10 protein-coding genes are annotated in these 12,748 nt (G+C 63.6%); all 10 read left to right on the top strand.

Features of this window, described 5'->3' with window-relative positions:
• The first annotated feature begins 49 nt into the window (after positions 1-49).
• Genes RUH75_RS02585 through RUH75_RS02540 form a run of 10 tightly spaced genes read left to right on the top strand, consistent with a single transcriptional unit; the run spans position 50 to position 12,746 of the window.
• Positions 50-1,084, top strand: coding sequence for a phosphotransferase family protein (locus RUH75_RS02585; RefSeq protein WP_313801895.1), 1,035 nt, complete (start codon positions 50-52; stop codon positions 1,082-1,084).
• 21 nt (positions 1,085-1,105) lie between these two features.
• Positions 1,106-1,846, top strand: a complete 741-nt coding sequence (locus RUH75_RS02580; protein WP_313801893.1) for an SDR family NAD(P)-dependent oxidoreductase — start codon at positions 1,106-1,108, stop codon at positions 1,844-1,846.
• 23 nt (positions 1,847-1,869) lie between these two features.
• The gene (locus tag RUH75_RS02575; protein WP_313801891.1) at positions 1,870-3,096 is read left to right on the top strand and encodes an acyl-CoA dehydrogenase family protein; all 1,227 of its coding nucleotides are present in this window, start codon (positions 1,870-1,872) and stop codon (positions 3,094-3,096) included.
• 32 nt (positions 3,097-3,128) lie between these two features.
• The gene (locus RUH75_RS02570) at positions 3,129-4,460 is read left to right on the top strand and encodes an MFS transporter (protein ID WP_313801889.1); all 1,332 of its coding nucleotides are present in this window, start codon (positions 3,129-3,131) and stop codon (positions 4,458-4,460) included.
• On the top strand, positions 4,451-5,986 hold the full coding sequence (locus tag RUH75_RS02565; RefSeq protein WP_313801887.1) for an AMP-binding protein: 1,536 nt from the start codon (positions 4,451-4,453) through the stop codon (positions 5,984-5,986). The genes RUH75_RS02570 and RUH75_RS02565 overlap by 10 nt, the downstream gene beginning before the upstream one ends.
• A complete protein-coding gene (locus tag RUH75_RS02560; RefSeq protein WP_313801885.1) occupies positions 5,987-8,065 on the top strand; it encodes a PQQ-dependent dehydrogenase, methanol/ethanol family in 2,079 nt (692 codons plus the stop codon).
• Positions 8,052-10,127 (top strand): 3-hydroxyacyl-CoA dehydrogenase NAD-binding domain-containing protein, encoded by a 2,076-nt coding sequence (locus RUH75_RS02555; protein WP_313801883.1) that lies wholly within the window; start codon positions 8,052-8,054, stop codon positions 10,125-10,127. The genes RUH75_RS02560 and RUH75_RS02555 overlap by 14 nt, the downstream gene beginning before the upstream one ends.
• On the top strand, positions 10,124-11,275 hold the full coding sequence (locus tag RUH75_RS02550; RefSeq protein WP_313801881.1) for a thiolase family protein: 1,152 nt from the start codon (positions 10,124-10,126) through the stop codon (positions 11,273-11,275). Before RUH75_RS02555 ends, RUH75_RS02550 begins: the two co-directional genes overlap by 4 nt.
• 3 nt (positions 11,276-11,278) lie before the next feature.
• Entirely contained in the window at positions 11,279-11,695 is a 417-nt protein-coding gene (locus tag RUH75_RS02545) for a Zn-ribbon domain-containing OB-fold protein (RefSeq protein WP_313801880.1), read from the top strand.
• Between the two features lie 10 nt (positions 11,696-11,705).
• Entirely contained in the window at positions 11,706-12,746 is a 1,041-nt protein-coding gene (locus RUH75_RS02540) for an SMP-30/gluconolactonase/LRE family protein (RefSeq protein ID WP_313801878.1), read from the top strand.
• Positions 12,747-12,748: the final 2 nt, after the last annotated feature.

The raw sequence follows: 12,748 nt of genomic DNA, 5'->3' as shown, positions 1-12,748 counted from the left end.
ATTGATCTAATCGACGGTCAAACAGTCGAGAAATGTGAGGGATGCCTAAGTGGAATCGCCAGGAAAAGCGGCAATCGACATCGAGTCGCTGGCAGCGTGGATGACGGATCAGGGGCTGGGCTCCGGTCCGCTCAATGACGTGACGCCGCTGGCGGGGGGCACCCAGAATATCCTGCTGCGCTTCAGCCGTGACGGGCGCGATTATGTGTTCCGTCGGCCGCCAGCGCACCCTCGCCCGAACAGCAATGAGACGATGCGGCGCGAGGCGCGGTTGCTCCGTGCCTTGGCCGGCACGGATGTGCCGCATCCGGGACTGATCGCGGATTGCGGCGATGAAAGCGTGCTGGGCATCGCCTTCTATCTGATGGAGCCGGTGGACGGCTTCAATCCGGTTGGGCAATTGCCGGAGCCGCATGCGAGTTCACCGGAAATGCGCCATGCGATGGGACTGGCTCTGGTGGACGGGATCGCGGCGCTGGGGGCGCAGGATCATGTGGCGCTGGGGCTGGCCGATTTCGGGAAGCCGGAGAATTTTCTGGGGCGGCAGGTGGATCGCTGGCGCTCGCAGCTTGCAAGCTATGGCGAATTTGACGGATGGGCCGGGCCGGAGGCTTTGCCCTCGGTCAGCGCCGTTGGAGACTGGCTGGAACGACATCGACCGGAGCGGTTCAGGCCGGGGATCATGCATGGCGACTATCATCTCGCCAATGTGATGTATCGGCCGGATGGACCGGAACTGGCGGCGATCATCGATTGGGAATTGGCGACCATTGGCGATCCGTTGCTGGATCTGGGATGGGTGCTGGCGACATGGCCGGATGGGAAATCGGAAAGCACCGTATCCGTTAAGCCCTGGGATGGTTTTCCGACCGCCGGGGAACTGGTGACGCGCTATGCCGAAGGGTCGGCGCGCGATCTGTCGGCGGTCGACTGGTATCATGTGCTGGCCTGTTACAAGCTCGGCATCCTGCTGGAGGGCACTTATGCGCGCGCCTGTGCGGGCAAGGCGCCGCGGGAGACGGGCGACAGGCTCCATGGCCGGGCCATTCATCTTTTCGAGCGCGCGCAAGCGCTGATCCGCTGACATGCAGAAGGGGAATTTCCTTTGACCAACGAACTCGACTTCACCGGAAAGACGGTGCTGGTGGTCGGCGGATCGAGCGGCATCGGCAATGGCATGGCGCAGGCCTTCCGCCAGCGCGGCGCGGAGGTCCATGTCTGGGGCACGCGGGCGAGCGCGGCGGACTATGCCGGGGAGGAAGGCTCCGACCTTGAGGGCGTGGGCTATACGCAGGTCGATGTCAGTGATGCGGCGGCGATCGCGGCGGCGCCTGTGCCTTTCGAGAAGCTCGACGTGCTGATCCACTCGCAGGGGGCTGTTCTCTATCGGCGGCAGGAATTCGAGGTCGAGGGCTGGAACAAGGTGATGGCGGTCAATCTCGACTCCATCCTGCATATTTCCAATCTTTGCCGGGAAGCGCTGGCCGCCGCCAAGGGTAGCATCATCGCCGTCAGTTCCATCGGCGCGTTCAAGGCGACCTTCGGCAATCCGGCCTATGCCGCGTCCAAGGCGGGCGCGGTCAATCTGGTGCGGGCGCTGGCCATTGCCTGGGCGGGCGAAGGCATCCGCGTCAACGGCATCGCGCCGTCGCTGGTCGATACCAAGATGACGAAGGTGACGATGGAGAATGACGAACGGCGGGAACGCGCGCTGGCGAAGATTCCCATGGGTCGTTTCGGTTCGGTCGAGGAAATGGCCGGGGTTGCATTGTTCCTCGCCTCCCCCCTCTCCGGCTATATTTGCGGGCAGACGCTGGTTGTGGATGGCGGCCTCACCCTCACCTGAATTTTTCCAAAAAGGACCGTGCGATGGACTTCGAATATTCCGACAAGGTGAAGGCGCTGCGGGCGCAGCTCATCGAATTCATGGACGCGCATGTCTATCCGAGGGAGAAGGAGCGCGACCATTTCCACCATGATCCCGCCAATTTATGGAAACGCTGGCCGGGCACGGAGGAGATCAAGGCCAAGGCCAGGCAAGCGGGCCTGTGGAACCTGTTCCTGCCACATGAATATGGCGAATGGAGCCCCGGCCTCACCAATCTGGAATATGCGCCGCTGGCCGAGATCATGGGCCGGGTGATCGGATCGTCGGAATATTTCAACTGCTCCGCGCCCGATACCGGCAATATGGAAGTGCTGGCCCGCTATGGCACGCCGGATCAGCAGGAACAGTGGCTGAAGCCATTGCTGGATGGGACGATCCGCTCCTCCTATGTGATGACGGAGCCGGAAGTGGCTTCATCGGATGCGACCAATGTGGCGACGACGATCATCGCGGACGGCGACGATTATGTCATCAACGGCCGCAAATGGTGGATTTCGGGTGCACTCGATCCCAACACCAAGATTTTTATCCTGCTTGGCAAAACACCCAATGACGGGCCGCGTCACCAGCAGCATTCGCAGATACTGATCCCGGCAGGTACGCCGGGGATCGAGATCGTCCGCCCGCTCGACGTCATGAACGCGGTGCATTCGCCCGGCGGCCATGCGGAGATGCTGTTCAAGGATGTGCGTGTGCCCAAAGCCAACCTGATCCTGGGCGAGGGGCGCGGGTTCGAGATCGCGCAGGGCCGCCTCGGGCCGGGCCGCATCCATCATTGCATGCGCCTTGTCGGGCAGGCGCAGCGGGCGCTGGAATATATGGCGCGGCGGGTGGAGAGCCGCGTCGCCTTCGGCCGCAAGCTGGCCGATCAGGGGAGCATCCGGCAGGATATCGCCCTCTCCTTCTGCGAGATCGAGCAGGCGCGCTTGCTGACGCTGAAGGCCGCCGATGCGATGGACCGCCACGGCAACAAGGTCGCGAAGGACCTGATCGCCGCGATCAAGATCGTCGCGCCGCGCATGACCCAGACCGTGGCCGACCGCGCCATGCAGGTATTCGGCGGCATCGGCATTTCGAGCGACTTCCCGCCCGCCGCCGCCTTCATGAATGCGCGCTACCTGCGCTTCGCGGACGGCCCGGACGAGGTGCACATGGCGCAGCTTGGCAAGCTCAAGATCGCTGAACTGAACCAGTTGCCGGTGCGCTGAAGCTCCTGACTGGAAAGGCGAGGATCATGCTGATGAGCCCCCAAGATCAGACCGACCAGACCAGCCGATTAGGCACGAGCTGGTGGATGGTGGCGGTGCTGTTCGGGCTGTATGTGCTGAGCTGGGTCGACCGGCTGATCGTGTCGATGCTGGTGACGCCCATCAAGACGCATCTGCTGCTGTCCGACGTGCAGATCAGCATGATCACCTCGACCTCCTTCGCGATCTTCTACGCGGTTTTCGGCCTGCCCCTGGGGTGGGCGGCCGATCGATTTTCCCGGCGGTGGATCATCTTTGGCGGGGTGGTGATCTGGGGGATCGCGACGACGGCCTGCGGCTTTGCCCAGACTTATGAGGCGCTGCTGATCGGACGGATTTTCGTCGGCGTGGGCGAAGCGGCGCTGCTGCCCGCGGCCTATTCGCTGATTGCCGATGCCTTCCCGCCGCATCTGCTGACGCGGGCGACCTCGACTTTCCAGATGGCGGGCAAGGTCGGGTCGGCAACCGCCTTTGCCCTGGGTGGGGTCGCGATTGCCTTTGCGACCGCGCATATGGGCATCCACATTCCCTTTCATGGCCCGGCCCAGCCGTGGCAGCTTGTGATGATGATGGTCGGTTTTCCGGGGATCATCTTCGCGCTGCTGCTGTTCACCTTCCCCGATCCGGGCCGGCGACGGTTGCCCGGCGCAGCTCCGGTTGCGGCTTCGGGGGAAATCCGCGCCTTCGTCTCGCGGCACTGGAAGCTGTTGGCGCTGATGTTGGTCGGCACCTCCTGCCTCGCCATGTGCGGCTATTCGATGACCAACTGGGTGCCCGCCTATATCGAGCGGCATTTCGGGTGGAAGCCGGTGCAATATGGGCTGGCCCTGAGCATGATGAACATCGTGTCGGCCGTGTCGCTGGTGGTGAATGGCTGGATCGTCGACCGGCTGTTCGCAAACGGCATGAAGGACGCGCATCTGCGCTTCTATGGCTGGCTGATCCTGGGGTTCCTGCCGGTGGTCGGCTATATGTTCTTCGCCACCAACGTTTATGTGTTCCTGGCCTGCTATTGCGTGGCGCAGTTCATTACCGTGCCGTTCATGGTCTATGTGTCGTCGGTGATGGGGCTGATCGCGCCCGCGACGATCCGGGCGCGGATGCTGGCATTCTTCCTGTTCGTGTTCACGATCCTTGGCCTCGGCGCGGGTCCGGCGATCGTCGCGGCGCTGACCGAATATGTGTTCCATGATGAGGGCGCTTTGGGCCAGTCGCTCGCCGTGGTGGTGACGGTCTGCTCGGTGATCGCGCTCATCTCCTTCCGAATGGCGCTGAAATATCTCGCGCCCGCCATCGCTTCCCGAAAGGATGCTTCATGTCTCTGACCATCGGCGGGGTCGATCCCGCGCGCCGTGACCAGCTTGCCCTTGCAGATGAGAGGGTGAGTTATGACTGGCATCAGCTGGACGCGTTGCTCAATCGGGCGGCCAATGCGCTGAATGGGCTGGACCTGACCGAGCGGCGGGTGGCGGTGTTCGCGCCCAACAGCGCGGAGGCGGTGATCGCCTATGTCGCCTGTCTGGAGGCGGGGATTTCCAGCGTGCCCGTGAGCTTCCACCTGACGCCTTCGGAGGCGGCTTATATCCTGAAGGACAGCGGCGCGGTGGCGGTGCTGGTCGGGCCGGAGACGATGGAGGCAGGTCTTACCGCTGCAGAGGAGGCTGGCGTGAAGACCGTGATCGGCTGGCGCTGCCCGGATCGGGAGGGCGTCATCCATTGGGAGGACTGGCTGGCAGCGGCCTCGACCGATGAGCCGGACCCTGATGTGCCGCCCTTGCCGCATCTCCACTATACGTCCGGCACGACCGGACGGCCCAAGGCGACCGAGACGCCGCCGCAATATTTCCCCCGCGTGGCGAGCGTGAAGGCTCTGGCCGAAGCGATCCGGCCGAAGATCACGCCTTCTCCCGGCATTGCGGTGGGGCCGCTTTACCATACCGGGCCGCTCGGCATGGCGCGCAATGTCTTTGGCGGGATGAGCCTCATCACCGTCGAACATTTCGATGCGGAAAAGACGCTGGCGCTGATCGAGAAATACAAGGTCGCCGGTTCCGTGATGGTGCCCACGCATTTCCAGCGGATGCTGGCGCTGCCTGAAGAGGTGCGCGCCAAATATGACGTGTCGAGCATCCAGCGCCTCGCCCATACCGGGGCCGCCTGCCCCCGCGCCGTCAAGCAGGCGATGATCGACTGGTTCGGGCCGGTGTTGGTGGAAGCCTATGGCGGGACCGAGGCGGGATCGACCACGTTCATCACCTCGCAGGAATGGCTGGAGCGGCCGGGGTCTGTGGGCAAGGCGCTGCCACCCTTCGAGACGGTAATCTATAGCGAGGATGGGCAGGTTCTTGGCGCGCATGAGGTCGGGCAGGTCTACTTCCGCGACACCAGCGGCTATGGCATCGTCTATCGCGGCGATCCGGAAAAGACCGCCGCCGCGCATATCGCGCCGGGCGTTTTCACGCTGGGCGAGATGGGCTATGTCGATGAGGAAGGCTATCTCTTCATCACCGACCGCGTGTCCGACATGATCGTCAGCGGCGGGGTGAATATCTATCCTGCAGAGTCCGAGCATGTGTTGCTGCGCCATCCCAAGGTGGCGGACGTCGCCGTGGTGGCCGCCCCCAATGCCGAGATGGGCGAGGAAGCGCGGGCGCTGGTCATTCCCAAGGATGCCAATGATCCGCCGACGGCCGAGGAACTCAACGCCTTCTGCCGCGCGAACCTCGCCGGTTACAAATGTCCGCGTGGTTACGAGATGGTCGATGATATCGGCCGCACCGTCATGGGGAAGGTCAACAAGAAAGCGTTGCGCCAGCGTTTCTGGCCTTCCGACCGGACCATCGGGGGCTGAATGCGCTTCGTCCTGCCCCTTCTTTTGCTGCTCACCGCCTGCGCACCTTCGGGAGAAGCCCGGCGCGACGGCAGCGACTGGCCCGGCTATGGCGGGATCGACGAGAACCATTATAGCCCGCTGACCGAAATCAATGACGGCAATGTCAGCAAGCTGAAGCTCGCCTGGTATCATGACATCATGGGCGGCGGGTCGAGCCTGTCCGCGCCCATCGCGGTGGATGGCGTGGTCTATTATGCATCGGGCTATAGCGTCATTCATGCGCTGGATGCCTCGACCGGACGGGAACTGTGGACTTACAACCCGCAAAGCTGGAAGGTCGCCGGGCAGAAGATGCGCGCGGCCTGGGGGATACGGGGCATCGCCTATGATAAGGGCATGGTCTTTACCGGGACGATCGACGGACGGCTGATCGCGATCAATGCCAAGTCCGGCCATCCCGTCTGGACGGCTCAGACGATCGGCAAGGATGATGAGCGCTATGTGACCGGCGCGCCCTGGGTGTTCAAGGGCAAGGTCATCATCGGCCATGGCGGTGCGGACTTCGCGCCGATCCGGGGCTATGTGACCGCCTATGACCAGCAGACGGGCAAGCAGCTCTGGCGCTTCTACACCGTGCCCGGCGATCCCAAGCTGGGTTTCGAGAACAAGGCAATGGCGATGGCCGCCAAGACCTGGACCGGCGAGTGGTGGAAATATGGCGGCGGCGGAACCGCGTGGAACGCCATGGCCTATGACCCCAAATATAACCGGATTTACATCGGCGTCGGCAATGGGTCGCCCTGGAACCAGAAGATCCGCTCGCCGGGCGGCGGGGATAATCTGTTCCTCTGCTCCATCGTCGCGCTGGACGCCGATACAGGCGAATATGTCTGGCACTATCAGACCAATCCCGGCGAGACATGGGACTTCAACAGCGCGATGGATATCGAGCTGACCCGGCTGACGATCGACGGGAAAGAGCGTGATGTGCTGATGCATGCGCCGAAAAACGGTTTTTTCTATGTGATCGACCGGGAGACGGGGAAGCTGATCTCCGCCCGCAATATCGTGCCGGTCAACTGGGCCAGCGGCATCGACATCAGGAGCGGGCGGCCGATCGAGAACCCGGCGGCGCGCTATCCCGGCGGGAAGCCGGCGATCGTCTACCCTTCCCCCTTCGGTGCGCATAATATCGAGGCAATGTCGTTCAATCCGGGGACAGGGCTGGTTTATATCCCGACCATGGATCAGGGGCGGGTCTATATCGATCCGGCCGAGCCGCTGAAGGGCTGGACGCATCTGAATGGCCAGCGATTGAGCGTCGGCACGGGCGCGCCGCCTGCGGGCGTGGTGCCGGACCGGGCGGCGAGCAGCTTCCTGCTGGCGTGGAATCCGGTGACTCAGAGCGAAGCATGGCGCGTGCCCATGCCCGGTATCAGAGGCGGCGGCGGCACGGCGACCACGGCGGGCAATCTGCTGTTTCAGGGCAATGCGGCGGGCAAGTTCATCGCCTATGCGGCGAACAGCGGGAAGCCGCTCTGGTCCTTCGACGCGCAGACGGCGGTGATGGCGCAGCCGATCACTTACAAGGCACGCGGCAAGCAATATGTGACGGTGATCGCGGGTGCGCGCTTCCCCAGTGCGACCGGCATGGGGAAGGACTGGAATTACCGCACCCAGCAATGGCGCGTGCTGACCTTCGCGCTGGATGGCAAGGCCAGCCTGCCGCCGGTTCAGCCGGTCGAAACGCCGGTCATCGATGTGCCCGATTTCGTGGTCGATCCGACCAAGGCCACCATCGGCGCGACCGTTTTCGGGCAGCGTTGCTCGATCTGCCACGGCGCCAATGCCGTGTCGGGCGGTACGGCACCTGACCTGCTCCAGTCAGGCGTGCCACTGGACAAGGCCAGCTTCGCAGAGGTGCTGCACAACGGCATCCTGCGCGAACGGGGCATGCCGCGTTTTGAAGAACTGACCGACGCAGAGATCGAAGCTCTGCAACATTATTTCCGCCAACGCGCACGTGAGGTGCTGGCCGCTCGACAAGCGGGTCAGCCGGGCGCCCAGACACATAGAGGCTTGAATGAAGGTCAATGACGTCGTCACCTATGAGGTGGAAGGCTCCATCGCGATCATCACGGTCAATTCGCCGCCGGTGAACGCGCTCTCCAACGCCGTGCGGCAGGGCGTCGCGGGTGCCGTGCAGACGGCCATCGGCGACACCGGGGTCAGCGCCATGGTGCTGATCTGCGAGGGGCGCACCTTCTTCGCCGGTGCGGACATTACGGAACTGGGCAAACCGCCGGTGGAGCCGACCCTGCGCAACCTGCAACTGATCGTGGAAAATGCGACCAAACCCGTCATCGCCGCCATCCATGGCACGGCGCTGGGCGGGGGATTGGAACTCGCCCTGGTGGCCCATTACCGAATCGCCGTGCCATCCGCCAAATGCGGGCTTCCGGAGGTCAATATCGGCCTGCTGCCCGGCGCTGGCGGCACCCAGCGGCTACCGCGCATCGTGGGTATCGAGAAGGCTTTGGAACTGACCACCGCAGGTTCGCCCGTCGGTGCCAGGGCCGCCAGGGAAATGGGCCTGATCGATGAACTGGCGAGCGAGGGCAATCTGCGCGCAGAGGCCATCGCCTTTGCGAGCCAAGTGCTGGACGAAAAGCGCTCCCTGCTCAAGGTGCGCGACCGTACGGAGAAGCTGGACGAAGCGCGCGGCAAGCCGGAAATCTTCGCGGACTTCCGCAAGGCCAATGCCAGGAAATTCCGCGGCTTCAACGCGCCCGAAGCGATCATCCGCTGCGTCGAGGCCACGCTGGAAAAGCCCTTTGACGAGGGCATGGCCTATGAGCGCGAACTGTTCAACGCGCTTCAGACCGACAGCCAGTCCGCCGCCCAGCGCCATGTCTTCTTCGCGGAACGGCAGGCGGCCAAGATCGACGGCATCCCGGCAGACACGCCGCTGCTGCCCATCGCCAGGGTCGGGGTGATCGGCGCGGGCACCATGGGCGGCGGCATTGCGATGAACTTCGCCAATGCCGGCATTCCCGTGACGATCGTGGAGACGAATGAGGAGGCGCTGTTCCGGGGCCTGCGCATCATCCGTGGCAATTATGAAACCACCGCGAAGAAGGGCAAGATGAAGCCCGAGGATGTCGACAGCCGCATGGGCCTGCTGACCGGATCGGTGGCGATGGAGGATCTGGCCGACTGCGATCTGATCATCGAGGCGGTGTTCGAAAATCTTGACGTCAAGCGCGAGGTGTTCGGGAAACTCGACCGGATCGCCAAGCCCGGCGCGATCCTTGCCACCAACACCAGCTATCTCGACATTGACGATATCGCCGCCGCCACCCAGCGGCCGGAGAGCGTGGTCGGCCTGCACTTCTTCTCGCCCGCCAATGTGATGAAGCTGCTGGAAGTGGTGCGGACCAAGGACACGAAGCCCGAAATCACCGCGACCGCCATGAAGCTAGCCAAGACCATCGGCAAGATCGGCGTGCTGGTGGGCAATGGTTTCGGCTTTGTCGGCAACCGCATCCTTGCGGCGCGGAATACGCAGGCAGATCGCCTGGTGCTGGAGGGTGCGACGCCCTGGGCGGTGGACAAGGTGCTTTACGATTTCGGCTTTGCCATGGGGCATTTCCAGATGCGCGATCTGGTGGGGCTCGACGTCGGCTGGAACCGGGAGACGACCAGTTCCGCCAATGTGCGGGAAATCCTCAACGAAATGGGCCGTCATGGGCAGAAGACGAAGGGCGGCTATTATGACTATGACGAGAACCGCAAGCAGACGCCCTCACCCGTCGCGATGCAGGTGATCGAGGATTTCGCCGCCAAGCAGGGCATTGCCCGCCGCGAGGTGAGCGACGAGGAAATCCATGACCGCATTCTTTTCGCCATGGTGAATGAGGGCGCGCGCATTCTCGACGAAGGCATCGCCTCGCGGGCGTCGGACATCGATATCGTCTGGATCACTGGCTATGGCTGGCCGAAATATCGCGGCGGGCCGATGTTCTGGGCGGATTTGCAGGGGCTGCCGGTCGTTCTGGCGAAGCTGAAGGCGCTGGAGGCTGCCCATGGCGAGGCATTCACGCCCTCTCCTCTGATCGAGCGGCTGGTGGCCGAAGGCAAGGAGTTCAAGGACGCATGATAAAAGGCAACCGCATCGCCATCACCGGGGTCGGTGAAACCCCCTTCCTGCGCAAAGGCGAGGAAGGGGTGATGAAGATGATGACCCGCGCCAGCTTAGCGGCGATTGCCGATGCGGGCCTGACGCCGAAGGAGATAGACGGCTATATCTCCAACAAATATGCGGGCCATGGGTCGGACGAGGTCGCCTTTGCGATAGGGGCCGGCGAGAAGCGTTTCTGCGCCACCACCGACAGCGTGGGGGGTACGGCGACGTCGGGACAAGCGCTGCAACTGGCGCAGATGGCGATCGAGGCGGGCTTGGCGCGGCATGTGCTGGTGCCCTATGCGATCCAGTCGACCAAGCCGGGCGGCGTCTATGGCTTTCATGCCCGCGAGCCGCAAAAGGCGGGCATCGAAATGCCGGTCGGCTTCTTCGGCCAGCCCACCTATTTCGCGACCATGGCGAACCGCTATGCCCATGAATATGGCATGACGGAGGAGGAGCAGGCCTCCATCCCCATGACCTATCGCGCTTGGGCGGTACTGACGCCGAGCGCGCAGAAGCGCGATCCGATGGATTTGGAAACCTATCGCCAGTCGCCCATGATCTCGACGCCTTTACGGGCGGCGGATTGCTGTCTGACGACGGACGGGGGCGGCGCCTATGTGGTGAGCGCCATCGAGGAAGCCCGCGACATGCCGCATCCGGTGGTGAGCGTGCAGGGGCTTGGGCTGGGCTTCAACAACTGGCCGCAGGGGGTACTGTTCACCCAGACGCCCTGCACTTACGACTTCCCCGGCGAGGTTTCCGCGAAGCTGGCCTATGCCATGGCGGGTTGCGATCCCAAGGACTTAAACCTCGCGCAAATCTATGACGGCTTCACCATCTCCGCACTGGTGCAGACCGAGATGCTGGGGCTTTGCGAGCGGGGCGAAGGGCCACGCTTCTATGCGGCCGGCCATGGAAGGCCGGGCGGGCGGATGCCGATCAACACCAGCGGCGGGCACATGTCGGGCGGCTATGTGCCCGGCATGAACCTGCTGATCGAGGCGGTCCGGCAATTGCGGGGCAAGGAAGGCGATCGGCAGGTGCCGAATGCGCGACTCTGCGCCGTCGCGGGGCTTGGCGGAAACAACCACTCCACCACCATTTTGGCGCGGAGCTGATCCATGGGCATTCCGATTTACCCTCCGAAGATCGAGGACCCGCTGTTCCAAGGCTATTATGACGGGCTGGAAGCAGGCGAACTGCGCATCACCGCCGATGCCGAGACGGGCGAATGGATATGGTATCCGCCAGAGGTCATTCCCGGAAAGCCCGATGCCGTGCTGGAATGGCGCAAGGTTTCGCAGGAAGGCACTGCCTATACCTTCACCACCGTGATCCGCAGCCTGTTGCCGGGCGATCACAAGGCGGAGGTGCCCTTCACCGTCGTCCTGTTCGAACCGGACGATGCGCCGGGCGTGCGCGTGCCGGGGCTGTTGGTTGATGCGGACGATGTCGAGCCGCGCTGCGGCATGCGGTTGCGTTTCCAGCCGGTACAGGCTGGGGATCACAAGATCGCCGGTTTTGCGTCCCTTGATTGAGGCGCGCTCCATGGGAATGGGCCGCCGCGAAGTCTTGCTGGGCGGGGCGGCGATGACCCTCGCCGGTTGCGCGCCATCCATGGGAGTCGGCCGAGCCTCCCCGCCAGGGCCGCTCAACCTTGCCGGCTTCGCGCTCGTCCGTCAGGGACTGGACGCACCCGAAGGCATAGCGAGCAGCCCCGATGGCCGCCTGTTCATCTCCAATGGCGGCGGCGCGATCGGCGTGCTGGAACGCGATGGGACGCTGCGCCAGATCGGCAAGGCGCTGGCCCCCAATGGCGTGGCGGTCGATCGGGAAGGCCGCGTCGTCATTGCCAATATGGGCCTGCTCAAAAAAGGGCCGGGACCGTTGCAGCGGATCGATGTGGCGACGGGCAGGGTCGAAACACTGGTTTCGGAACTGGAGGGGCGGCAACTGGTCGCCTCCAACGGCCCGGCAACGACGCGCGACGGCGACATCTATTGCACGCACAGCACATGGGGGCCGATCGGCAATATCGGCACAACGACGCCCGCCGGTTTCATCTACAGGGTTGCGCCGGATGGCAAGGCTTCCATCGTCGCCCGTGGTCTGAGGGGGGTGAACGGCCTCTGCCTCGATAGGGAGGAGCGTTATGTCTATGCATCGCTCACCGCCGAAGGGCGGGTCCGGCGCTGGCGGCGACGGGCGGATGGATCGCTCACCGATCCCAAGGATCATGGCCCGCAACTGGGCGTCGTGATCCCCGATCATCAGGCGAAGGACATTCGCGCCATGGCGGCGTCGGAGCGCGCAGAGCTTGGCTATTGCGACGGTATCGCCTTCGACGAAGCGGGCAATCTCTGGGTGACCTTGCCCTTCGCCAACCGGATCGTCGCCATCACGCCGGATGGACGGAAAATCGATATCATCCATGATCCCGAGGGGAAGATGCTATCCAGCCCGACCAACCTTTGCTGGGGCGGCGCGGATTTGCGTGACCTTTATGTCGTCTCGCGGGCAAGCGGGATGGTGGTGAAGGCGCGGACCGACGTTGCGGGCCTGCCGTTGGCGAACTGGCCGCAAATCTGATG

This window comes from Sphingobium sp. (assembly GCF_032153725.1).
Taxonomy (GTDB): domain Bacteria; phylum Pseudomonadota; class Alphaproteobacteria; order Sphingomonadales; family Sphingomonadaceae; genus Sphingobium.
Note: the sequence above shows the minus strand (reverse complement) of the source record. Positions and strands in the feature narration are given on the sequence as shown.